This window comes from Paenirhizobium daejeonense (assembly GCF_014280875.1).
Classification (GTDB): Bacteria; Pseudomonadota; Alphaproteobacteria; order Rhizobiales; family Rhizobiaceae; genus Allorhizobium; species Allorhizobium daejeonense.
Genome location: NZ_JACLAL010000005.1, coordinates 330,360 through 354,434, shown reverse-complemented (window position 1 = coordinate 354,434; position 24,075 = coordinate 330,360). Strand labels below are relative to the sequence as shown.

Below are 24,075 nucleotides of genomic sequence, written 5' to 3'. Positions count from 1 at the left end.
CTGCAAACGACTGAAATCCCAAGTTAATTTGCCGCTGGCTAGTAGACCTTGGCGCCGGCCGAGCCCTTGGCGGCCTCGATAACATGAAAATCAGCCAGCAACTTTGCGGCGGCTTCCGCGAAGAGCGTCACGTCATTGCCGATAGCAACGAAGGTCGCGCCGAGCTCGACATAGCGCTTCGACAATGCGAGATCGCCGATCAGGATGCCCGCCGCCTTGCCGAGAGACTGGATCTTCGCAATGGCCTTCTCGATTTCCTCCTGCACCTCCGGCGCGCCGGGGTTACCGAGATAGCCCATATCGGCGGCCAGATCAGCCGGACCGATGAAGACGCCGTCAACGCCCTCAGTCGCGGCGATTTCATCAAGTGCCGCAAGACCCGCGCGGGTCTCCACCTGAAGCAGCAGGCAGATTTCGTCATTGGCGGTCTGCACGTAATCTTCAATACGGTTGAAATCCGAAGCCCGCGCAATGGCTGCGCCGACACCGCGCTCGCCGTGTGGTGGATAACGAACCGCACGCACCATTGCCTCCGCCTGCTCCCGGCTCTGTACCATGGGCACGAGCAGGCTCTGGGCGCCGATATCGAGCAACTGCTTGATGATCCATGTTTCTCCGATTGGCGGGCGGATCACCGCATGGCTCTTCGAGCCCTTCATCGCCAGAAGCTGGGATACCATCATCGGGATATCGTTCGGCGCATGCTCACCATCGATCAGCAGCCAGTCGTATCCGACGCCCGCGGATATCTCCACTGTGTAGGGATTGGCAAGCGCCTGCCAGAAGCCGATCTGGGTCCGCTTTTCCTTGAGAGCCTGTTTGAAATGGTTTTTCGGCGCAGGCATGGAATATCCTCGAATCTGATTGTCGCGATGCTTGGGAACGGTCTACACCTTTCCCACCAAGCTTCCTATTTGCAGATGCAAGCAACCTGCCCGGCTTCCTCACCCCAATGGCAGCTCGGCAAGCAATTCCTCGGCCTCCTCGAACGACATGTTCATGATCCTGGTGCCGAATTCGAAGCTGAAGCCGTTGCGGGCGAATGCGGAAAATTCTTTTGCCTTGCGCTTCTCATCGAGTTCGACACGACGAAATGGGCCGAACGCCCGCTTGCGCGCAAAGACGAGCGCTGCGCGAAAATCGTCGGTGTCCTCCAGAGCGTCGGCGATGATCTGGCGGTCGACGCCCTTTTCCGCGAGTTTGCGCGCAATGATGCGCCGTGATTTACCCGCAGCCGTGGAGGAACGTACCCTCACCTCGGCATAGGACTGATCATCCAGAGCGCGCATCTGACGGCCGAATTCCACGGCGGCAAGCGACAGCGCCTTGATCTGCGCTTCAGAAATGACCTCAAACTTCTGGCGGGCCTTGCGAGCAATCGCTGTCGAGAGCTCGTGTTCGGTCATCATCTTGCGCGACAAACGGTAGGCAGCGGAATTCTTCACCCATGCCAGCATGCGTGAAGTGGGAACCGTTGCCTCGGCCTGCGTGTCATCGCTTTCGTTCATCGCGTCTCTTGTCCGACGTTCTCATCTCTTTGAAGGCCACGCCCCTCAGACACCGGCGCCATGAAGAACGCAAGCAGCGTCAGAGGCAGGATCGCCACGAAGCTGGTGGTGATTCCGTAGAGTTCGGCGACACTGCCGAGCAAAGGCGGAATGCCGATGGTCGCGATCAGCATCACCATGGACAGCGCCGCAAGGTTCTCCGCCGGCGAGTTGACGCTGCGCATCGAAATGATCGTGGAGACGGCCAGCGGATAATTGAAGGCAACCCCGCAACCGATCAAGGCCAGTGCGATTGCCGCAAGCCACTCGTTCTCGAAATTGAGGATGATGCCGAGCCCCAGCGCAACGGAGACGGCGGAGGCGCGCAGCAGGATAGCGGGGCGGAAAATCTCGCGCAACCAGTCACCGGAAAGGCGGGTTACGCCCATGCCGATGGTGAAGAAGGCGAAGAGCAGCCCTGCCCTTGCCGGATCTGTCGTGATGCGCTCGCGGATCAGAAACATGCCCCAGTCGTAAATCGCGCCTTCGATGATGGCCAGCCCAAACAGCATGAGCGCGACCAGAAGAATGCCACGTGTAGGCCGGATGAAGGTCGGCGTGTTTCCGCTCGATCTGGCCACCGTCAAGCTGCTCATCTCCGGGGTGATCCTGAGAACCACCAGCGCACAAACGAAGACAAAGACACCGATTGCGGCGAGATGCCCGACCGGCGTTATGCCCTGCCCTGCGGCCCAGCTCGAGGCCATCGTGCCCAGAAGCAGGCCAACCGACCAGAAACCATGGCTGCGCGACAACACCTTGACGCCACTCGACTGCTCGATGCCGGTGGAAATCATGTTCTGCGCCACGTCGAGCATGGTGCGGATGAAGGCGAAGAAGACGAAGCAGGCGACAAAACCGGCATAGGGCACCATCGCCAGTAACGGCATGACGAAGCTCAGGATCATCAGGCTGAGCGCGGCGGTGCGTCTTGGGGAGAGCCAGTTGTTGATCTTGCCCGCAATCGGTAGCGCCAAGACTGTGCCAAGCGCTCCACCGAGAAGCGCGAGACCAAGCGTCGCCTTGTTCACCTGCATCGACGCCTGAATGCTTGGAAGGCGGGTAAACAGGGAAATGAACAGGACGGAATTACAAAAGAAGATCAGCGCCGGCGGCGCGAGAATAGGCATGGGGGAGGACCGAAAAACGGGAGGCGAACACGGAATGTGCGTGCATTGCGTCGCACAAACCGTGGTTGCGGGCAAGCCCCCGCAACCCGTCTACATCCCCGGTTTCATGAAGTGAAAATCCTGCTACCCGTTGTTCGGGAAGCGCTTTTTGTCCGCCTCCCGAAAATCACTTTTTCACGACCGGATTTCAGCGGGCGTCGATATCGCCCTTCGCCCACATTTCCATGGTCTCCGCCATAAAATCCGCAAAGCGCCCTTCCTCGATCGACTTGCGGATGCCCTGCATCAGCTCCTGATAGTAGGAGAGATTGTTCCACGACAGCAGCATGCCGCCGAGCGCTTCGTTGGAGCGGACGAGATGATGGAGATAGGCGCGCGAATAATCGCGGGAAGCCGGGCAGTTCGATTCCTCGTCCAGCGGCCGCATGTCCTCGGCATGGCGGGCATTGCGTATATTGACCTTGCCGCGCCGGGTGAAGGCGAGCCCATGGCGACCGGAGCGGGTCGGCATTACGCAGTCGAACATGTCGATGCCCTGCGCGACGGATTTCAGGATGTCATCGGGTGTACCGACGCCCATCAGGTAACGCGGCTTTTCCGTCGGCAGCACCGGCAGTGTGATGTCGAGCATCTTCAGCATGACCTCCTGCGGCTCGCCGACCGCGAGACCGCCGACGGCATAGCCCTTGAGGTCGAGCTGCTTCAATCCCTCGGCCGAACGGACACGCAGGTCCGGGACGTCGCCGCCCTGAACGATGCCGAACATCGCCTTGCCAGGTTGTTCACCGAAGGCCACGCGGCAGCGCTCGGCCCAGCGCAGCGACATTTCCATCGCCCGCTCGATTTCCTTCGGCTCCGCCGGGAGCGCCACACATTCGTCGAGCTGCATCTGGATGTCGCTGTCCAGCAGGCCCTGGATCTCGATCGAGCGCTCCGGCGACATATGATGGGTCGAGCCATCGACATGGCTCTTGAAGGTCACACCCTTTTCGTCGAGCTTGCGCAGGCCCGACAGCGACATGACCTGAAAGCCGCCGCTGTCGGTGAGGATTGGATGCGGCCAGCGGATCAGTTCATGCAGGCCACCAAGGCGAGCGACGCGCTCCGGGCCGGGCCGCAGCATCAGATGATAGGTGTTGCCGAGAATGATGTCGGCGCCCCCTTCCCTGACCTGATCGAGATACATGGCCTTGACGGTGCCCACCGTGCCGACCGGCATGAAGGCAGGGGTGCGGATCACGCCACGCGGCATGGAAACCTCGCCAAGGCGAGCCTTGCCGGATGTGGCCTTGAGGGTGAACTGGAACTTCTCGTGCATCGGTTCAGGGGTCTTTCCGGAACAGCAGGCTTGAATCGCCGTAGGAATAAAAACGGTAGCCGGTTTCGATCGCGTGGGTGTAGGCGGCCCGCATGGTCTCAAGGCCAGCAAAGGCCGACACCAGCATGAACAGAGTCGAACGCGGCAGGTGGAAATTGGTCATCAGGACATCGACGGCTCGGAAACGGTAACCCGGCGTGATGAAGATATCGGTCGCGCCGGACCATGCCAACACCTCGCCCGCCTCGGTCGTGGCGCTTTCCAGCAGCCGGAGCGACGTGGTGCCGACGCAGACGATGCGCCCGCCCCTCGCCTTTACGGCATTGAGTGCGGCGGCGGTCCCGGCAGCAACATGGCCGATCTCGTGATGCATTTTGTGGTCGGCGGTATCGTCCGCCTTGACCGGCAGGAAGGTGCCTGCACCGACATGCAGGGTCACGAAATGCCGTTCGACGCCGGCGGCATCGAGCTTTTCGAATAGTGCGGGCGTGAAATGAAGCCCGGCGGTCGGAGCGGCAACAGCCCCCTCTTCCCGGGCATAGATGGTCTGATAGTCCTTGCGGTCCTGGCTGTCTTCCGGTCGCTTGGCGGCGATGTAGGGCGGCAACGGAATATGACCGACGGAGGCGATGGCCTGGTCAAGGTCCGGCCCCGACAGGTCGAAAGCCAGTTCGATTTCGCCGGCTTCGCCTTTTTCCGCCACGGTCGCCGCGAGCGTGCCGAGCAGGCAGGTTTCTCCAGAATGGCCGAATTCGATGCGATCACCGGCCTTGATACGCTTGCCGGGACGGGCAAAGGCCCTCCAGCGATTGGCGGCAACGCGCATATGCAGGGTGCAGGACACGGGAGTGCGCTCCGCCCCTTCCCGCAGACGAACACCTTCGAGCTGGGCCGGTATGACCTTGGTATCGTTGAAGACCAGAGCGTCGCCCGGCTTGAGGAAAGAGGCCAGATCATAAACGTTCCGGTCTTCCAGGATGGGAACGCCATCGGGACGCACGACCAGCAGGCGCGCGTGATCACGCGGGCTCGCAGGCCTCAGCGCAATGCTTTCTTCCGGAAGGTCGAAGTCGAATTCGTCTACACGCATGGCAACATCATTTCATCAAACGCGAAAACCCGCCCGGGCGCAAAGCGCCGGGGCGGGTTCCGTTTTTCCGGACGATCAGGCGTCGGCAGCGACCTTCATCGAAACGATGGAGTCGGGATCGCGCACGGGTTCGCCGCGCTTGATCTGGTCGATGACCTCCATGCCTTCGATAACCTGACCCCAGACCGAGTACTGCTTGTTCAACCACGGTGCATCGGTGAAGCAGATGAAGAACTGCGAGTTTGCGGAGTTCGGGTTCTGCGACCGGGCCATGGAGCACGTGCCGCGCACATGCGAGGTAGCGGAGAATTCAGCCTTCAGGTCCGGCTTGGAAGAGCCGCCCATGCCGGCGCGTGCCGGGTTGAAGCTTTCGCCGCCCTGCTTGCCGAACTGTACGTCGCCCGTCTGGGCCATGAAGTCCTCGATGACGCGGTGAAAGACGACGCCGTCATAGGCGCCTTCGCGCGACAGCTCCTTGATCCGCTCGACATGGCCGGGAGCCAGGTCCGGGAAAAGGGAAATCACGACGCGACCCTTCGTGGTTTCCATGATGATGGTGTTTTCCGGATCCTTGATCTCGGCCATAGTCTTACTCCCTGTTTGCGGGCCTCAGCCCTCAGTTTCTGCCGACGGTTACCTTGATCATGCGATCCGGATCGGAAACTTCGCCGTTTCCGCCCTGGCCGCGCTTGATCTTGTCGACATATTCCATGCCCGCCACGACCTTGCCGACGACCGTGTACTGGCCGTTCAGGAAGCCGCCCTCGGCGAACATAATGAAGAACTGCGAGTTGGCCGAGTTCGGATCCTGAGCGCGCGCCATGCCGATGGTACCGCGCTCGAAGGGAACGTTGGAGAACTCGGCCGGAAGGTCCGGCAGGCTGGAACCGCCCGTGCCGGCAAGCTTCGGATCGTAACCGTCGTTCATGTCGCCGTACTGGACGTCGCCGGTCTGAGCCATGAAGCCATCGATCACACGGTGGAAGGCGACGTTGTCGTATTCGCCCTTTTTCGCAAGTTCCTTGATCTGCGCGACATGCTTCGGCGCCACGTCCGGCATGAGTTCGATGACGACCGGACCGTCCTTGAGCTGGATCGTCAGATAGTCGTCGCTGGATGCGGCACTTACCGAACCGGCGGTCGCGAAGGCCACGACGAGCGCGGCGGCAATACGAAAGAGTTTCATGGTCACTCCAAAGACTAAAACAAGAAAGGGCCTCAGCGGCCGAGCTTTGATTTCAGTGCTGCCAGCACTGCCGGCGGCACGAAAGCACTGACGTCGCCCCCCATCGCAGCGATTTGGCGAACCAATGTGGCGGTAATAGGCCGCGAGGCGGTTCCGGCAGGCAGGAAAATGGTCTGCAGATCAGGCGCCATCTGGTAGTTCATGCCAGCCATCTGCATTTCATAATCGAGATCGGTACCATCACGCAGGCCGCGCAGCAGCAGGGTTGCGCCGTTGGCGCGCGCCGCATCCACCGCGAGGTTGTCGAAGGAAACCACATCGATGTCGGCTGCGCGTCCCGGAAGTGCATCTGCCAGCGAATGGCGGATCAGTTCGGCCCGTTCATCGTAGCTAAACAGCGGTGTCTTTCCAGGATGAATGCCGATCGCCACGATCACCCTGGAGACAACGTTCAGCGACTGGACCAGCACGTCGAGGTGTCCATTGGTCATCGGATCGAAGGAACCTGGATAAAAAGCGGTCGTCATGGCAGCCCGATGGTTGAGTCGTCGCCTTTTGTCACGGAAGAGCGCCCGCCGCAAGTGATTTGGCTAGGCACTCCAGCGCCTCGCAACCACGTCGACAAGATGAACAGCCGCTGAATGGAGCATTCAAAGGCGCTTCAGCCTGGGAGATCCATAGTGGCCATACTGGTTCATCGGAACCAGCCCACCTGAGGCCCCTTTTCATGCTCGCTGTCCTGTCCATCCTCGCAATCGCCATCTCCTACTTCCTGGAAATGGCTGTCCTTCTCGTCCGCGCCTTTCTGGCCACCGGCAAAGCTCCCTTGGACGGTTGCGGGAAAGATGAACGCCAGATGAACGGCCCGTTAAGGCGTGTTTCAGATGCACCTCTTTATTAACAGCGTCCAGTCGCTGCGGAACCATAGAGCCGCCAGCGCATTTTCACGGCAAAACTGCCGTTTTCGAAAGGATCTCGACTATGCCCGACAAAGTAACTCTGATCAATGTGGTCTGGATGTTGATGATGACGGCAATGGTTGCCACTTCCATGACCTTCTACATGGCTGACAACAGCAAGGGCCAGTTCGGCCCGCCGATGACGGCGCGCTATCACACCTTCGGCCATTAATCCGAAATAAAAACATTCGCGCTAAACGTTCAACCGCCGCGGAGAAGAGAGGAAGTCCATGTTTTTAACACTGACAGTACTTGCTGCCTTGATCAGCGGCATGTTCGTTGCCTCGGTCGCCTCGACGATTTCCGCGCTTCAGCGCGAGAGTGATCATTACAAGGCCCTGATCGAACGCCACCGGGCGTTCTGATCCGGCGAGATCTGTCTTGCCGATAAAAGCCGGTCGGATCCACACGAGCGGCGCGAAGAAAAATCAACAGACCTCCAAAGATAAAGCCCGCCGGATTGTCCAGCGGGCTTTTCTTTTATTCTTTATGGCGCCGGGCGTCGAAGTGGACGCCTGCGCCATAACATCTTCAATCTACCCATAGAGGCTTCCAAAAATCGATTTCGATTTTCGGGCCGATCCGCCAGGTTCCTTATTCCTCGGAGCCATCCGGAGAAGCATCAGACGTCTCGGTCACGCCATCCGTTTCCTCGCCGAGCGTCGCATCCTCTTCCTCATCGGATTCCGGCTCCGAAATCCGTTCGACGGAAACGACCTTCTCGTCCTTGGCGGTTGAGAAGATGGTGACGCCCTTGGTGGCACGGCTTGCGATGCGGATGCCGTCCACAGGGACGCGGATCAACTGGCCGCCGTCGGAGACCAGCATGATCTGATCCTTTTCGTCCACCGGGAAGGCAGCGACCTGTTCGCCGATTTCCGAAGTCTTCGAGGTGTCGGTGGCGCGGATACCCTTGCCGCCACGGCCGGAGGTGCGGAAATCATAGGAGGACGAGCGCTTGCCATATCCCTTTACGGAGACGGTCAGCACGAACTGTTCGCGCTCCTTGAGATATTCGTAGCGTTCGTCGGACAGCTGTCCTTCTTCCACCACTTCCTCGCCAACGAGAGCGATATCCTCTTCATCGACGCCGGCAGCGCGGCGTTCGGCGGCCGAGCGCTTCAGATAGGCGGCACGCTCCCACGGTTCCGCATCGACATGGTTGACGATGGTCATCGAGATGATGCGATCGCCATCGGCCAGCGAAATGCCGCGGACACCGATCGAATTGCGGCCCGCAAACACGCGCACCTCATCGACAGGAAACCGGATCGCCTGACCAAGCGCGGTCGTCAGCAAGACGTCGTCACCGGGGATACCCAAATCATGGTTCGGCGCCGTGCAGGTCTCGACGGAGAGGATCTCATCACCCTCCTCCTCAAGCTTCATGGCGATCTTGCCGTTGCGGTTGACCTGCACAAAGTCGGACAGCTTGTTACGGCGCACCGTACCTCGCGTGGTCGAGAACATCACATCCAGATTGTCCCAGGTGCTTTCGTCCTCGGGCAGCGGCATGATGGTGGTAATGCGTTCGCCGGGCTCCAGCGGCAGCATGTTGATGAGCGCCTTGCCGCGCGACGTCGGGGTACCGATCGGCAGACGCCAGACCTTCTCCTTGTAGACGATGCCGCGCGACGAGAAGAACAGAACCGGCGTGTGCGTGTTCGCAACGAATAGCCGGGTAACAAAATCCTCGTCACGAGTCGCCATGCCGGAACGGCCCTTGCCGCCGCGGCGCTGCGCCCGGTACGTCGTCAGCGGCACGCGTTTGATGTAGCCGAGGTGCGAAACCGTCACGACCATATCTTCGCGGGCGATCAGATCCTCGTCGTCCATCTCCAGGCCGCCATCGATGATCTGGGTGCGGCGCGGTGTGCCGAACTCGTCGCGAACCGCGGCGAGCTCTTCCTTGACGATGGTCTGAATGCGAAGGCGAGAAGACAGGATATCGAGATAATCCGAGATTTCCGCGCCGATCTTATTGAGTTCGTCGTCGATTTCGTCGCGACCGAGGGCCGTCAGGCGGGCCAGACGCAGCTCGAGGATTGCCCGCGCCTGCTCTTCCGAGAGGTTGTAGGTATTGTCCTCGTTGATACGGTGACGCGGATCGTCGATCAGTCGGATCAACGCTTCCACGTCATGGGCCGGCCAGCGGCGCTCCATCAACTGCTCACGCGCCGTCTGCGGATCCGGCGCGCGGCGGATCAGGTTGATAACTTCATCGATATTGGCAACCGCAATCGCGAGGCCGACCAAGACATGGGCTCGGTCACGCGCCTTGCGCAGAAGATATTTCGTTCGCCGGCTAACGACGTCCTCACGGAAAGCAACGAAGGCGCGCAGCATGTCGAGCAGCGAGAGCTGTTCGGGCTTGCCGCCATTCAGCGCCACCATGTTGCAACCGAAAGAAGTCTGCAGCGGGGTGTAACGATAGAGTTGGTTCAGGATGACGTCGGCATTGGCATCGCGCTTGAGTTCGATCACAACGCGATAACCTTCGCGGTCGGACTCGTCGCGCAGGTCGGAAATGCCCTCGATGCGCTTGTCACGCACCAGTTCGGCCATCTTCTCGATCATCGTCGACTTGTTCACCTGATAGGGAATTTCGCTGATAATGATCTGCTCGCGATCGCCGCGCATCGGCTCAATACGCGCAACGCCGCGCATGATGACCGAACCGCGACCCGTCTCATAGGCAGACTTGATACCAGAGCGGCCGAGGATCAGGGCGCCGGTCGGAAAGTCCGGTCCCGGAATGATCTGCATAAGTTCCGGCAGTTCGATCGCCGGATTGTCAATGACCGCAATACAGCCGTCGACGACTTCAGAAAGGTTGTGCGGCGGAATGTTCGTCGCCATACCGACGGCGATGCCGCCTGCCCCGTTGACGAGCAGGTTCGGAAACTTGGCGGGAACGACGACCGGCTCCTGCAAGGTGCCGTCGTAGTTCTCGCGGAAATCGATGGTTTCCTTGTCAAGGTCATCTAGAAGGGCGTGAGCCGCCTTCTCCAGACGGCATTCCGTGTAACGCTGGGCTGCTGGCGGGTCGCCGTCGACGGAGCCGAAGTTGCCCTGACCATCGATCAGCGGCAGGCGGAGCGACCAGTCCTGCGCCATACGCGCGAGCGCGTCATAGATCGCGGCATCGCCGTGCGGATGGTATTTACCCATCACGTCGCCGGTAACGCGGGCCGACTTCACGTATTTCTTGTTCCAGTCGACCCCCATCTCGCTCATCGAGAAGAGGATACGACGGTGTACCGGCTTCAGTCCGTCTCGGACATCGGGAAGCGCGCGGCTCACGATTACGCTCATTGCGTAGTCGAGATACGACCGCTGCATTTCTTCCATGATGGAAATCGGCTCGATGCCTTGCGGGAACTTACCGCCGCCGGGAGTGCTTTGCTCAGTCAAATCAGGTCACGATCTCTGTTCGGAATCACTGGAGAGTTTATAGCCGAAAGGGCACGAAAGCGCCAATTTCGCCCCGGGTTTTGAACAGCTTTTGCGGCGGTGGAAAGGCAAAACGATCAAGAACTTGCCGTATCGCTTGCCAAGCGGGGCAGGCTCGCATTTAAATCGCCGGAAAACGGGGGGACGAGATGGCTGGCGCAGACGCGATGATCAACGCTTTCACTACTCTTCTGGTGACTGTCGACCCGCCGGGGCTCGCTCCGCTGTTTCTCGCAATGACCCAGGGCATGAGTACGGCACAGCGCAGACAGGTGGCCGTTCGCGGCTCTGCCATCGCCTTTACCATCCTTGCCGTCTTCGCCCTCTTCGGAGCCGGAATACTTGCGGCACTCGGCATTTCCATGGGTGCCTTCCGCATTGCCGGCGGGTTGATGCTCTTCGCCATTGCGTTCGAAATGATCTTCGAGAAGCGTAATGAGCGAAAAGAAAAGACCACGGACAACGCCATCACCAAGGACCACATCCACAACCTCGCAGTCTTCCCGCTGGCCATACCGCTGATCGCCGGACCGGGCGCCATATCGGCCACAGTGCTAATTGCCGGCACTATGGAAGGCGTTGCCGGCAAGGCACAGTTAATAGGTGTCATCGGCGTCTGTCTGGCGCTTGTATTGATGGCGCTCAGCCTAGCCGAACGCCTCAATCGCTTCCTCGGCGTGACGGGTCGGGCGCTCCTCACCCGACTTCTCGGTGTGCTGCTCGCAGCCCTTTCGGTACAGTTCGTGGTTGATGGGGTGAAATCGGCCTTCGACGTCTGAACGACCTACAGGCAGCGTTAGCACCTGAACGGCAAAGCAGCCTCACCAGACGCTCCGGTGACCCTCTATCGCCTTCTCGCGGGGCAACATCTCGCCACGCAAAAGAACCGCCCACGACATCATCGTGAAGCGGCCTTTCCACTCTACAGACAAAACTCTGCCGGATGTCAGCGTGCCTCAGAACGGGATGTCATCATCCATGTCGCGGGAGAAACCACCGCCGCCGGACGGTGCGCTCGAACCACCGCGACCGCCGGACGATCCACCGCGCGAGGGAGCGGAAGAACCGTAATCGTCGCCATAACCGCCGCCGCCGAAGTCACCACTGCGGGAAGCGCCCTGCCCGCCGCCTTCGCCGCGACCGCCGAGCATGGTCAGGTTCGAGTTGAAGCCCTGCAGCACCACTTCGGTCGAATAGCGATCCTGGCCGTTCTGGTCCTGCCACTTGCGGGTCTGAAGCTGACCTTCGACATAGACCGTCGAGCCCTTGCGCAGATACTGTTCGGCCACCTTGCAGAGACCTTCATTGAAGATCACAACGGTGTGCCATTCGGTCTTTTCCTTGCGCTCGCCGGAATTGCGGTCGCGCCAGCTTTCCGACGTCGCGATGCGCAGGTTGGCAATCGGTCGACCGTCCTGGGTACGGCGGATTTCCGGGTCAGCCCCGAGATTGCCGATCAAAATTACCTTGTTGACGCTACCAGCCATATTACTCACCTTGCTGCCGCTCAAGCGGCGTCCGAAAACCTAGTCGATTTTTACCTTATCCCATCCGAAGGCGCGAATGAGTTGTCATCCTCTGTAATCCACAACGAAAATGTTCTTTATTTGTTCTAATTAATCACTAGGATGGTGTCAATAGAATCGCATTCCGGCCAACAAAACATCCTTCCGCCTCGACAGGGGCCGACAGATCACTAAATAAGGACTGCTCTCCTCCCGAGAGACCCTTTTTCCATCCGAGCCTTGTCCATGAGCGAACTGAAGAGCATCTCCATCCGCGGCGCGCGCGAGCATAATCTTAAGGGGATCGACCTCGATCTGCCGCGCAACAGCCTGATCGTCATGACCGGCCTGTCCGGTTCTGGCAAGTCATCGCTTGCCTTCGACACCATTTATGCGGAGGGGCAGCGCCGCTATGTAGAAAGCCTTTCGGCCTACGCGCGCCAGTTCCTCGAGATGATGCAGAAGCCGGATGTCGACCAGATCGACGGGCTTTCGCCTGCAATCTCCATCGAACAGAAGACAACCTCGCGCAATCCGCGCTCGACCGTCGGCACAGTTACAGAAATCTACGACTACATGCGCCTTCTTTTCGCGCGCGTCGGGGTTCCCTATTCTCCGGCGACCGGCCTGCCGATCGAGAGCCAGACCGTGTCGCAGATGGTCGACCGCATCGTTGCCTTCGAGGAAGGTACTCGTCTTTATATTCTGGCGCCGATGATCCGTGGCCGAAAGGGCGAGTACAAGAAGGAACTCGCCGAGCTGATGAAGAAGGGCTTCCAGCGCGTCAAGGTCGATGGGCAGTTCTATGAAATCGCGGATGTTCCAGCGCTCGACAAGAAATACAAACACGACATCGACGTCGTGGTCGACCGCGTTGTGGTGCGGCCGGATATCGCCGCCCGTCTCGCGGACAGTCTTGAGACCTGCCTGAAGCTCGCAGACGGTCTGGCTGTTGCCGAGTTCGCCGACAAGCCGCTGCCGCCGGAAGAAACTGCGGCCGGCGGTTCGGCCAACAAGTCGCTGAACGAGACCCATGAAAGGGTGCTGTTCTCGGAAAAGTTCGCCTGCCCCGTTTCCGGTTTCACCATTCCGGAAATCGAGCCGCGGCTGTTTTCCTTCAACAATCCCTTCGGCGCCTGCCCAACCTGCGACGGTCTGGGCTCGCAACAGAAGATCGACGAAGCGCTGATCGTGCCGGAAATCAACCGGCGACTCAACGACGGGGCAATCGCGCCCTGGGCGAAGTCGTCGTCGCCCTACTACAACCAGACGCTGGAAGCGCTGGGCAAGGCCTATGGCTTCAAGCTTTCCAGCAAATGGTCCGATCTGAACGCCTCGGCACAGAAGGCTATTCTTCACGGTACCGACGAGAAGATCGAGTTCCACTACGCCGATGGCGCGCGCTCTTATTCGACGACAAAAACGTTCGAGGGCATTGTTCCCAATCTTGAGCGCCGCTGGAAGGAAACCGACAGCGCCTGGGCGCGCGAGGAAATCGAACGCTTTATGTCGGCAGCCCCCTGCCCCTCCTGCGCCGGCTTTCGACTGAAGCCTGAAGCGCTGGCGGTGAAAATCAACGGTCTGCATATCGGCCAGGTGACGGACATGGCGATCCGCATCGCCGGCGGCTGGTTCGAGGGGCTTCCTGCCAAGCTTACCGACAAGCAGAACGAAATTGCGGTCCGTATCCTCAAGGAAATCCGCGAGCGGCTGCGCTTCCTCAATGATGTCGGTCTCGACTATCTCAGCCTGTCGCGCAATTCCGGTACGCTGTCGGGTGGCGAGAGCCAGCGCATCCGGCTGGCGTCGCAGATCGGCTCGGGGCTGACAGGCGTTCTCTATGTGCTCGACGAACCGTCGATCGGCCTTCACCAGCGCGACAATGCCCGACTGCTCGATACGCTGAAGCACCTGCGTGACATCGGCAATACGGTGATCGTCGTCGAACATGATGAGGACGCGATCCTGACGGCCGACTATGTCGTCGATATCGGACCGGCCGCCGGCATCCATGGCGGTCGGGTGGTGGCCGAAGGGTCGCCGTCGGAGATCATGGCCAATCCGAATTCGCTGACCGGCAAGTACCTCACCGGCGAACTCGGGGTTGCGGTGCCTGAGAAGCGGCGCAAGCCGAAGAAGGGCCAGCAGATCAAGGTGGTTGGCGCCAAGGGTAACAACCTCAAAAATGTTACCGCCTCCATTCCGCTCGGCGTCTTCACCGCCGTGACAGGTGTTTCGGGCGGCGGCAAGTCGACCTTCCTGATCGAGACGCTCTACAAGGCAGCGGCACGCCGCGTCATGGGTGCGCGCGAGAACCCGGCCGAACACGAGCGGATCGACGGTTTCGAATTCATCGACAAGGTGATCGATATCGACCAATCGCCGATCGGCCGCACGCCGCGCTCCAACCCTGCGACCTATACCGGCGCCTTCACGCCGATCCGTGACTGGTTCGCAGGGCTTCCCGAGGCAAAGACGCGTGGCTACCAGCCGGGCCGGTTTTCGTTCAACGTCAAGGGCGGTCGCTGCGAGGCCTGCCAGGGCGACGGCGTGATCAAGATCGAGATGCACTTCCTGCCCGACGTCTACGTCACCTGTGACGTCTGCCACGGAAAGCGCTACAATCGCGAAACCCTCGACGTGTTGTTCAAGGGCAAGTCGATTGCCGACGTGCTCGACATGACGGTGGAGGAAGGCGTCGAATTCTTCTCCGCCGTCCCGGCAGTGCGCGACAAGCTGCAAGCGCTCTTCGATGTCGGTCTCGGCTACATCAAGGTCGGCCAGCAAGCGAACACGCTTTCCGGCGGCGAGGCGCAGCGCGTCAAGCTTGCCAAGGAACTGTCGAAGCGCTCGACCGGCCGCACACTCTACATTCTCGATGAGCCAACTACCGGCCTGCATTTCCACGACGTCGCCAAGCTTCTGGAAATGCTGCAGGAACTGGTCAATCAGGGCAATTCCGTGGTGGTCATCGAGCACAATCTCGAGGTCATCAAAACGGCCGACTGGATCATCGATTTCGGTCCCGAGGGCGGCGACGGCGGCGGCACCATCGTTGCCGAAGGTACGCCGGAGGACGTGGTTAAGGCCGAGAAATCCTATACCGGCCAGTTCCTCAAGGAACTGCTGGAACGCCGCCCAGTGAAAAAGCGCCAGGCGGCGGAGTAAGGAAAACACGAGGAGGAGGACAGGCATGTCGACAGGAACAATCCGCACCGGTATCGGTGGCTGGACCTTCGATCCGTGGGAAGGCACCTTTTATCCTTCCGACCTCGCAAAGAAACGGCAGCTCGAATATGCGAGCCGCCAGCTTACGGCGATCGAGGTGAACGGCACCTATTATTCCAGCCAGAAGCCCGCGACCTTTGCGAAATGGGCTTCCGAAGTGCCTGAGGATTTCATCTTCTCCCTCAAGGCCAGCCGCTTCTGCACCAATCGCAAGATACTGGCGGAGGCCGGACCTTCCATCGAGAAGTTCCTCACCCAGGGCATCACCGAACTCGGCAAGCATCTCGGACCGATCCTCTGGCAATTCATGGGCACGAAGAAGTTCGAGCCGGAGGATTTCGAAGCATTCCTCGCGCTCCTGCCCAAGGCGCAGGATGGCATTGCGCTCCGTCATGTGGTGGAGCCGCGCCACGACAGTTTCCGCACCCCGGAATTTGTCGACCTGCTGGCGAAGTACAATGTCGCGGCCGTCTGCGCCGACCATCACGACTATCCGATGTTTCCGGATGTCACCGCGGATTTCGTCTATTCCCGTCTCCAGAAAGGAACGGACGAAACGCCAAGCTGTTATCCTGAAAAGGAAATCGGCGAATGGGCAAAGCGTTTCAAGGCCTATGCGGATGGCGGCGTTCCCAGCGATCTGCCATTGATCGCGCCGAAGCGGAGCGTCGAAAAGAAACCGCGCGATGTCTTCGCCTTCTTCATTACAGGCGGCAAGGTGAATGCCCCGAACGGCGCGCGCCTCCTGCAATCGAAACTAAGCTAAAGCCTTGAACGGCACCAATCGGCGGCAAATTGTGACAATGGCGAATCTGGACTAGGTTCAGTCGCAGAGACGATCACATTCACCTTAAAACGGTTGAAACTCGCGCTCTTTGGCCGATACGCTGTTGCGGCGTCGGCTGTCGCTTCTGTCATCGAGGTATCATGTCGGGCATTGCCGTTTTCATCAATCTTGCCGGCGCGGTCGCCCTGCTTCTGTGGGCAACGCGAATGGTGCGGACCGGTATCGAGCGTGCCTATGGCAATGTTCTCAAGGAAAAGCTGCGGCTCGCGCTCGGCAATCGCGTCACGGCGGCCGTTGCCGGCTTTTTCTTTGCGATTGCGTTGCAAAGCGCGACCGCGGTCGCGCTGATCATTTCCTCCTTCGTGGCTGGCGGCTATGTCAGTTCGGCCATCGGCATCGCCACGCTGCTCGGCGCAGATCTCGGTTCGGCCTTCGTGGTTAGAGTCCTGCGCTATGACCTCTCCTTGCTGATCCCGGTCTTGCTGTTGATGGGCACAATCGCCTTTCGCGCTTCGGAAGCACGCGACTGGCGTCAGGCAGGCCGCATCCTGTTCGGGCTTGGCCTTCTACTGCTTTCGCTCCGCCTGATAGGAGAATCCTCGGAACCGCTGCGCAGCAGCGAGATCCTGCCGATCATCTTCAACTACCTCTCGCGCGACTGGATTACGGCCTTTCTGCTTGCGGCGCTGCTCGCCTGGGCCTTCCACTCCAGCGTCGCGACGATCCTGCTTTTCGCCTCGCTCGCAGACAAGCATCTGCTGCCGCCGCCGCTGATCATTCCGCTGGTACTGGGCGCGAATTTCGGTGCCGCCGTGATCGGTGCCATCCTGACGAAAAATGCAGAAAGAAGCGCTCGTGTCGTGCCGCTTGGCAATGTGGCGATCCGCGGGTTCGGAACGCTCGTCGCGCTGGCCCTGCAATATGCCCTGATCCTTCATCCCGAGCGCTTCTCCAGTCAACCGGGTGATGCGGTCGTTTACGTGCACCTCGCCATCAACGCCGCCGTGCTTGTCTTCGGCCTGCCGTTCAGCGGCATCGTGGCGAAGTGGCTGGAAAGACTGCTTGCAGCCCCCGCAGCCAAGACCAGCGAGCAGACACGGCTTTCGGCGCTCAATCCGGCCGACCTCGCCAATCCGCGGCAGGCGATCAGCAACGCCACTCGTGAGGTTCTGACCGTCTGCGAAAAGACGGAGGTCATGCTGAACTGGATCTTCGAACTCTATGAACATTGGGATCCAAAGAAGATGCAGCGGATCGAGGCGCTTGACGACGAGATCGACGCGATCCATCGCGACATCAAGTTCTATCTCGCGCGCATTTCGCAAACGGCATTGGACGAGCAATCGGCCGCGCAATGCCAGAACCTGCTTGGCGCTACGATCAAGATCGAGCAGGCAGCCGACATCATCTCGCAGAACATGCTGACCCGTGCCCGCAAGAAACACGACCGCAATACCGCCTTTTCAACGGAAGGATGGACAGAGCTCTCGGCGATGCACATTGAAGTGGTGAAGAACGCCCGCCTCGCCTTCAACCTTCTCGTCAATCGCGACATCGAACACGCTCGTCAACTCGTCGACCGCAAGGAAGCCGTGCGTAACCTCGTGCGCACCAGCGAGGAACAGCATCTGCAGCGACTTCGCAGCGGCAACGCCGCAAGCTTCGAATCGAGTTCCCTGCACATCGACACCATGCGCGACCTTAAGGAAATCAACTCGCTGTTTGCCTCGATCGCCTATCCGCTGCTTGAGCAGGAAGGCCTTCTGAGGCACAGCCGACTACTCTAGAGAATTTCCGCTTTTCTTCGAATCGCGAAAATTCTCCATCTCTTTTTGTTTACGCATTTCTGGACGCAAAACCGTGGCATACTTTTGCTGGAAAAGCTCCAGCGGCCGCACCGCCGCAAGAAGATCCTCGGCGGTCATTCCCTGCCCGGCCCGGCTTCCGGCCTCCCCATGCAGCCAGACGCCAGCTGCAGCAGCCTCGAAGGCCGGAACAGCCTGAGCCATCAGTCCGCCGATGATACCCGCCAGCACGTCACCCGAGCCTGCGGTGGCAAGCCATGGCGGCGCGTTCTCGTTGACCAGCGCCCGGCCATCGGGGCCAGCAATCACCGTGTCGGCGCCCTTGTAAACGATGGCGGCATTGGCGCGTTTCGCCGCGGCAAGCGCCATATCGATCTTGCTCATGCCCGCATCGGCGGCGATATCCGGAAAGAGCCGCGCAAACTCGCCTTCGTGCGGGGTGAGAACAAGTCGGGTTTCGCCGCTTTCAAACGCACCGAACAGTGCCTGCGGTTCCTCACGGAACGAAGTGATGCCATCGGCATCCAGCACCAGCCGCCGGCTCCACAGCGCGAGCGCAAAGGTTCGGGCTTTCGTCCCTACACCGAAACCGGGGCCAAGCACGAAAGCAGTGCGTCGTTCGTCGGCGAGATATTCCGCCAATGCGGCTGCGTCCTCGACCGGTTTCAGCATGACGGCGGTGGAATGCGCGGCATTGACAGCGAGCGCCTCCACGGGAGATGCGAGCGTCACAAGCCCTGCTCCGCTCTTCAATCCCGCCTCGGCTGAAAGCCGCGCGGCGCCCGTTGCCGTCGCCGGGCCTGAAAAAACGGTGAGATGACCGCGCCGGAATTTGTGGGCATCCGCAGAGAGAGACGGAAGCGCCGAAGCCCAGGCAGCCGGAGTGTTCGCGAACACGCCATCCGTATGCTGGCTGACGATGCGCCAGGGAATGCCGATGTCATAGACCTCGACCTCGCCACACAACTGCCGTCCCGGCAGCAGGAGATGACCCGGCTTGCGGGTCATGAATGTCACGGTATGACCTGCCCGAAAGGCTGCGCCAAGCACTCTGCCCGTCCGGCCATCGAGACCTGACGGAAGATCCACCGCAATGACCGGTACACCGACGCTCTCGACCTTGGCAATTATATCCGCAACCTCCTGCGGGACATCGCGCGCCAGCCCTGCACCGAATATGGCATCGATAATGACATCGCCCGTATCAGGCAGATAGTTGGCCAGAGGCGATCCCGTCACATGACAAAGCGCCCGCGCTGTTGCGGCGTCCCCCTTTAACCGCTGCGGAACGCCGAGGTGGTAAAGGGCGACATTGGCTCCTGCCTCCTGAAGGGCGTGGGCAGCCACATAGCCGTCGCCGCCATTGTTTCCCGGCCCGCAAAGAACGACGAAACGAAGGGCGCCCGGATGAAGCTTAAGGGCCGATGCCGCCACCGCGCAGCCCGCTTTCTCCATGAGACCGAAGGAATTGATCCCCGAGGCCGCGGCTGCAGCATCTGCCCCGGCCATCGCTGCCGGTGTCAGAAGGCTTCTGTAACGCTCATTTTCCATGCACTTATCAAAGCAGATTCCATGCATCCCGAAAACCATACCAAGCAGCCAGAGCGAATTGCCTCAACTTTAATCAAATGACTATTTTTTACTCTTTTAGAACTGCATATTTAATCATCATGCCATTTGATGCCGAAACGATTGCGACCAAAATTCCGAAAGAAAATAACAGAATTACACGCAAATGGGCTGGTATTTTGCCCGGCATTGCGCAAGATTTCGCTCAGGAGCGCAGGAAATCGGGAGTTTTTCCCAAAATCGCTATCCAAACTGGCACGTTACGTGCATCAGACTGGGCGAGCGGGAGTGACCTGCTTTAATGAGGGAAGCGGAGAGAAATTTTCTCATGAAAAAGATCGAAGCGATCATCAAGCCTTTCAAGCTCGACGAAGTCAAGGAAGCGCTTCAGGAGGTCGGCCTACAGGGTATTACCGTAACGGAAGCCAAGGGCTTCGGCCGTCAGAAGGGCCATACGGAACTCTACCGGGGTGCAGAATATGTCGTTGACTTCCTGCCGAAGGTGAAGGTCGAAGTAGTACTGGCCGATGAGAACGTAGAAGCCGTGATCGATGCTATTCGAAACGCGGCCCAGACCGGCCGAATTGGAGACGGAAAGATCTTCGTGTCCAATGTGGAGGAAGTGGTGCGCATCCGTACCGGCGAAACCGGTATCGACGCCATTTGACAATGTCCCAGCCCTCGGGCCGGGTTGTAATATCGTCATCTCACTCAAGGAATTCGAAAAATGACGACCGCAAATGAAATTCTGAAACAAATCAGGGACAACGACGTCAAGTTCGTCGATCTGCGCTTCACCGATCCAAAGGGCAAGCTGCAGCATGTGACGATGGACGTATCGTGCGTCGATGAAGACATGTTCGCGGACGGCGTCATGTTCGACGGTTCCTCGATCGGCGGCTGGAAGGCGATCAACGAGTCCGACATGGTGCTCATGCCTGACACGGATACGGTCCACATGGACCCCTTCTTCGCGCAGTCGACCATGGTCATCATCTGCGACATTCTCGACCCGGTTTCCGGCGAGGCCTATAACCGCGACCCACGCGGCACCGCCAAGAAGGCTGAGGCCTATCTGAAGGCATCGGGTATCGGCGACACCATCTTTGTTGGCCCGGAAGCTGAATTCTTCATCTTCGACGACGTCAAGTACAAGGCCGACCCATACAACACCGGCTTCAAGCTCGACTCGACCGAGCTGCCGTCCAACGACGACACCGATTACGAGACCGGCAACCTCGGTCACCGTCCGCGCGTCAAGGGTGGCTACTTCCCGGTTCCGCCGATCGACAGCTGCCAGGACATGCGTTCCGAGATGCTGACGGTTCTGACCGAGATGGGCGTCGTCGTCGAAAAGCATCACCACGAAGTGGCTGCTGCCCAGCACGAACTCGGCATCAAGTTCGACGCGCTGGTTCGCAACGCCGACAAGATGCAGATCTACAAGTATGTGGTCCATCAGGTCGCGAACGCATACGGCAAGACCGCAACCTTCATGCCGAAGCCGATCTTCGGCGATAACGGCTCGGGCATGCACGTTCACATGTCGATCTGGAAGGACGGCAAGCCGACCTTCGCCGGCGACGAATATGCAGGCCTGTCTGAAAGCTGCCTCTACTACATCGGCGGTATCATCAAGCATGCCAAGGCGATCAACGCCTTCACCAACCCGTCGACCAACTCTTACAAGCGACTGGTCCCGGGCTATGAAGCTCCGGTTCTGCTCGCCTATTCCGCCCGCAACCGCTCCGCTTCGTGCCGCATTCCGTTCGGCTCGAACCCGAAGGCAAAGCGCGTCGAAATCCGCTTCCCCGACCCGACTGCAAACCCCTATCTCGGTTTCGCCGCCATGCTGATGGCAGGCCTTGACGGCATCAAGAACAAGATCCATCCGGGCAAGGCCATGGACAAGGATCTCTATGATCTGCCGCCGAAGGAACTGAAGAAGATCCCAACGGTTTGCGGCTCGCTGCGCGAAGCTTTGGAAAGTCTGGACAAGGACCGCAAGTTCCTGACCGCCGGCGGCGTTTTCGACGACGACCAGATCGATGCCTTCATCGAACTGAAGATGCAGGAAGTCATGCGTTTCGAAATGACCCCGCATCCGGTCGAGTACGACATGTATTACTCGGTCTGATCAATTTGCCCGTCTGCGCGATGCAGGCGGGCAACCTGTAAAGGAAAAGGCGGCGGTTCATTCGAACCGCCGCCTTTTTCCAAATGGACGCACGGCGCTCCAGTTCTTGTCACTGCTTCTTGAGACGCTGCTTGAGGAGATTGAGGTATTCCTCATTGGCATCCGGAGCCTTTGGAACCGGCGGCGCGGGAACCATGCAATTGGGCTTGTAATCGAGTGCCATCCCGACTTTCACACAGCTTCCGACCTGCCAGCCCGGCGGCAGCGCGCTCAGGTCTACCGACTTCCATTTCGGATGACCGGTCTCTTCCAGCTTGGGCAAGCCATTCAGGATAAGGTTTGAGAAATCGGACACTGAGCGGCAACTGTCACGATGGTAGGCATTCTTCTTCGGATCATAGTCGTAGGTCATCAGCACAGCCTTCACCGCGACCAGATCGACGGGCTGTTGCTGGAAACTGTAGGTGGCCGCGGGGACGGTGACCGGCGTGTAGGTCGCGAGAAGTGGCGTGTCCTTGATCGGCAGAAGATGGAACCTGGCTGAGTCGATCGCCGTATTGGCGAATAGTTGTGCCGGCGCACCGGCGACGTAGAAGAGCGCATCGATCTCGCCGGAAAGAAGTTTCGGCAGCGCTTCGTCCGGATTGATGGTCAAGCGCTCGTCGGCCTTCACCTGAAGGATGTCCAGCATCAACGTCGCGGTAAGATATGTACCGCTATCCGCCTTGCCGATGGCGATCCTGCGACCGGCAAGCCCCTTGAGATCGGCGATGTCCGTTCGGGCGAGGACGTGTACTTCTTCATTATAGAGCGGGAACATGATGCGCACGCCACGCACCGCCTGCTGCACTTCGGGATCGTTAGCCTCGAAGGTCTTCAGATATTCGAGAACGTCGCTCTGAACGATACCGAACTGGGTGTTGCTGCGATTGCGGACGCCGACGAAGTTTTCCAGCGACCCCGCGCTTTCCACGACAGTGAGGTTCATGCCGCAGCTCGCGCCTAGCGCGGCGATGTCGCGGCCGATGCGGATATAGGTTCCGCTCGGCCCACCGGTCATGATGTTACGTTCGAAGGTGTCCGCGGAGGCCGCCCCCGCGACAAGCGATATCGCCACGGCACCAAGAATTGCAGACAGTCTCGATACCATTGACACAACTCCCCTCTTTCAACAGTCACTTTTCAGATCGCGTATCAGATTTCGAAGCGTCACGACCGGAACACTTGGAAAGACCGCCCGGAGACCTGTCGTCACGCACTGGCCTGAAACCAGCATATCCCGCAGACGCTGCCGGTTCTCGGACGTCAGCCGATCGATGCCCGGCGTGCTGGCGAGAACCTTATCCACAAGCGCCACGTCCCGCGTGGCTTCCCCGGTGGATGGCTTCTCGGTGGCGGCCGGGGACGTCTGCGGCTCGGTTGTAGCTGAGGAACTGACCGTATTGCGCTTCAATCGCTCCAGTTCCTCTGTCAGCACCGCATTCTTCTGCCGTTCTGCGCCAAGTGCGGACCGCAAGTCGGAGACGTCGACTCTTGCCTCTCCCAGGGCCTTCTCAAGCGACTGCGTTTGCGACTGTGCCGTGGCGGCATCCGCCTCGCTGGCAGCAACCTTCTCGCGGAGTTCAGTAATCTGTCCGTTGAGACTCGATACTTCCTCGCTACGGAGACGTTCAACTTCCCGCAGCCCGCTGCCCTGCTGCGCAGCCAGTCTCGCCTGAAGATCGGCTATTGCGACATCAGCCTCGGCGCGCGCGACCTTCGCGTCCTTCTCCGCCTCGATGATCGCCGTGGCCTGCGAACGCACCTTGTTTCGCTCGCCATCGAGTTCCTGCGACAGACTGGTTGAGTGATCCCTTTCCGCCTGCAGAGTGTCGCTGATGCGTGCGACCTCCTCGGCCATGGCGTCGAGTTCTGACCGCTGTAGGTCCAGCTTCTTCTGCAGTTCCGCGGCATCGCTTTCGGCGGGCCTGGCGTCGGCTTCACTGTTCTGTTGTGCAGAAATGGCTTGGCCGAGCTTTTTCCTTGTATCCGCCAGCTCTCCCGCAAGCTCGGAATTGCGCTGCTCCACCGCGGCCAGTCGGGAGACTGCATCGCCAGACGTATAACGCAGATAGCCATAGCCGACGATACCGCCGAGCGCGAGTCCCAGCACCAGGGCGAGAACTACACGCGCTGTCGACGCACTGCGCGCCGAAACGGACTGACTGTCCCTGCCCCACTGATTGCTCACGATATCTCCCGGCTTGACCGTGATCCGGCGGGTGAAATGAGAGATCACATCGCCTGAAAGGCTTCGAAGCGAGCTCCATGACCGGCGTGTTGCCCGTTGGGTAGCGTGAATTGCCAGCCCTTGCAAGCTTG

At 59.7% G+C, this 24,075-nt stretch carries 22 protein-coding genes; 9 read left to right on the top strand and 13 right to left on the bottom strand.

Features of this window, described 5'->3' with window-relative positions; genetic code table 11:
* Window positions 1-38 precede the first annotated feature (38 nt).
* From hpaI to coaD, 8 genes are all read right to left on the bottom strand, one after another.
* Window positions 39-845, bottom strand: a complete 807-nt coding sequence (gene hpaI, locus H4I99_RS14280) for a 4-hydroxy-2-oxoheptanedioate aldolase (protein WP_163905550.1) — start codon at window positions 843-845, stop codon at window positions 39-41.
* A 99-nt stretch (window positions 846-944) separates the two neighbouring features.
* Entirely contained in the window at window positions 945-1,508 is a 564-nt protein-coding gene (gene recX, locus H4I99_RS14275) for a recombination regulator RecX (RefSeq protein WP_163905548.1), read from the bottom strand.
* Window positions 1,505-2,677 carry an MFS transporter gene (locus H4I99_RS14270; RefSeq protein ID WP_163905546.1) on the bottom strand — a complete coding sequence of 391 codons (1,173 nt, stop codon included), beginning with the start codon at window positions 2,675-2,677 and terminating at the stop codon, window positions 1,505-1,507. Before H4I99_RS14270 ends, recX begins: the two co-directional genes overlap by 4 nt.
* Before the next feature lie 187 nt (window positions 2,678-2,864).
* Entirely contained in the window at window positions 2,865-3,995 is a 1,131-nt protein-coding gene (gene tgt / locus H4I99_RS14265; protein WP_163905544.1) for a tRNA guanosine(34) transglycosylase Tgt, read from the bottom strand.
* 4 nt (window positions 3,996-3,999) lie between these two features.
* Complete coding sequence (gene queA / locus H4I99_RS14260) at window positions 4,000-5,085, bottom strand: tRNA preQ1(34) S-adenosylmethionine ribosyltransferase-isomerase QueA (protein WP_163905542.1); 1,086 nt, start codon at window positions 5,083-5,085, stop codon at window positions 4,000-4,002.
* 75 nt (window positions 5,086-5,160) lie between these two features.
* Window positions 5,161-5,670 carry a peptidylprolyl isomerase gene (locus tag H4I99_RS14255; protein WP_163905540.1) on the bottom strand — a complete coding sequence of 170 codons (510 nt, stop codon included), beginning with the start codon at window positions 5,668-5,670 and terminating at the stop codon, window positions 5,161-5,163.
* 31 nt (window positions 5,671-5,701) lie between these two features.
* The gene (locus H4I99_RS14250) at window positions 5,702-6,271 is read right to left on the bottom strand and encodes a peptidylprolyl isomerase (protein WP_163905537.1); all 570 of its coding nucleotides are present in this window, start codon (window positions 6,269-6,271) and stop codon (window positions 5,702-5,704) included.
* Between the two features lie 32 nt (window positions 6,272-6,303).
* Window positions 6,304-6,798 (bottom strand): pantetheine-phosphate adenylyltransferase, encoded by a 495-nt coding sequence (gene coaD / locus H4I99_RS14245; RefSeq protein ID WP_163905535.1) that lies wholly within the window; start codon window positions 6,796-6,798, stop codon window positions 6,304-6,306.
* Window positions 6,799-7,252: 454 nt separating this feature from the next.
* On the opposite strand from coaD, the gene H4I99_RS14240 reads away from it, so the two are divergent.
* Window positions 7,253-7,402 carry a hypothetical protein gene (locus tag H4I99_RS14240; RefSeq protein WP_164490805.1) on the top strand — a complete coding sequence of 50 codons (150 nt, stop codon included), beginning with the start codon at window positions 7,253-7,255 and terminating at the stop codon, window positions 7,400-7,402.
* Between the two features lie 58 nt (window positions 7,403-7,460).
* Complete coding sequence (locus H4I99_RS24710; protein WP_280513872.1) at window positions 7,461-7,595, top strand: hypothetical protein; 135 nt, start codon at window positions 7,461-7,463, stop codon at window positions 7,593-7,595.
* A gap of 229 nt (window positions 7,596-7,824) precedes the next feature.
* On the opposite strand, the gene gyrA is transcribed toward H4I99_RS24710, so the two are convergent.
* Window positions 7,825-10,644, bottom strand: coding sequence for a DNA gyrase subunit A (gyrA, locus tag H4I99_RS14235; RefSeq protein ID WP_163905533.1), 2,820 nt, complete (start codon window positions 10,642-10,644; stop codon window positions 7,825-7,827).
* 188 nt (window positions 10,645-10,832) lie between these two features.
* Here gyrA and H4I99_RS14230 point away from each other — a divergent pair, with 188 nt between their 5' ends.
* A complete protein-coding gene (locus H4I99_RS14230; protein ID WP_163905531.1) occupies window positions 10,833-11,462 on the top strand; it encodes a MarC family protein in 630 nt (209 codons plus the stop codon).
* 177 nt (window positions 11,463-11,639) lie between these two features.
* Here the strand turns inward: H4I99_RS14230 and H4I99_RS14225 are convergent, their stop codons facing one another.
* On the bottom strand, window positions 11,640-12,170 hold the full coding sequence (locus H4I99_RS14225) for a single-stranded DNA-binding protein (protein ID WP_163905529.1): 531 nt from the start codon (window positions 12,168-12,170) through the stop codon (window positions 11,640-11,642).
* A 264-nt stretch (window positions 12,171-12,434) separates the two neighbouring features.
* On the opposite strand from H4I99_RS14225, the gene uvrA reads away from it, so the two are divergent.
* The 3 genes from uvrA (at window position 12,435) to H4I99_RS14210 (ending at window position 17,990) form a co-directional block, all read left to right on the top strand.
* Complete coding sequence (uvrA, locus tag H4I99_RS14220; protein WP_163905527.1) at window positions 12,435-15,356, top strand: excinuclease ABC subunit UvrA; 2,922 nt, start codon at window positions 12,435-12,437, stop codon at window positions 15,354-15,356.
* Window positions 15,357-15,381: 25 nt separating this feature from the next.
* Window positions 15,382-16,182, top strand: a complete 801-nt coding sequence (locus H4I99_RS14215) for a DUF72 domain-containing protein (RefSeq protein ID WP_163905525.1) — start codon at window positions 15,382-15,384, stop codon at window positions 16,180-16,182.
* A gap of 161 nt (window positions 16,183-16,343) precedes the next feature.
* Entirely contained in the window at window positions 16,344-17,990 is a 1,647-nt protein-coding gene (locus H4I99_RS14210) for a Na/Pi cotransporter family protein (RefSeq protein ID WP_163905523.1), read from the top strand.
* Here H4I99_RS14210 and H4I99_RS14205 read toward each other — a convergent pair.
* Window positions 17,982-19,559 (bottom strand): NAD(P)H-hydrate dehydratase, encoded by a 1,578-nt coding sequence (locus tag H4I99_RS14205; RefSeq protein ID WP_163905521.1) that lies wholly within the window; start codon window positions 19,557-19,559, stop codon window positions 17,982-17,984. The genes H4I99_RS14210 and H4I99_RS14205 overlap by 9 nt on opposite strands.
* Before the next feature lie 119 nt (window positions 19,560-19,678).
* On the opposite strand from H4I99_RS14205, the gene H4I99_RS14200 reads away from it, so the two are divergent.
* From H4I99_RS14200 to glnA, 3 genes are read left to right on the top strand one after another with little or no spacing between them, the layout of a single operon-like run.
* Window positions 19,679-19,879 carry a hypothetical protein gene (locus tag H4I99_RS14200; protein ID WP_163905519.1) on the top strand — a complete coding sequence of 67 codons (201 nt, stop codon included), beginning with the start codon at window positions 19,679-19,681 and terminating at the stop codon, window positions 19,877-19,879.
* Between the two features lie 26 nt (window positions 19,880-19,905).
* Window positions 19,906-20,244: a P-II family nitrogen regulator gene (locus H4I99_RS14195; RefSeq protein WP_006727717.1), complete on the top strand. Its 339-nt coding sequence runs from the start codon at window positions 19,906-19,908 to the stop codon at window positions 20,242-20,244.
* A 60-nt stretch (window positions 20,245-20,304) separates the two neighbouring features.
* Complete coding sequence (glnA, locus tag H4I99_RS14190) at window positions 20,305-21,714, top strand: type I glutamate--ammonia ligase (RefSeq protein ID WP_163905517.1); 1,410 nt, start codon at window positions 20,305-20,307, stop codon at window positions 21,712-21,714.
* 109 nt (window positions 21,715-21,823) lie between these two features.
* Here glnA and H4I99_RS14185 read toward each other — a convergent pair whose 3' ends face one another.
* Window positions 21,824-22,864, bottom strand: a complete 1,041-nt coding sequence (locus H4I99_RS14185; protein ID WP_163905515.1) for a TAXI family TRAP transporter solute-binding subunit — start codon at window positions 22,862-22,864, stop codon at window positions 21,824-21,826.
* Window positions 22,865-22,882: 18 nt separating this feature from the next.
* Window positions 22,883-23,944, bottom strand: coding sequence for a coiled-coil domain-containing protein (locus H4I99_RS14180; protein ID WP_163905513.1), 1,062 nt, complete (start codon window positions 23,942-23,944; stop codon window positions 22,883-22,885).
* Window positions 23,945-24,075 lie beyond the last annotated feature (131 nt).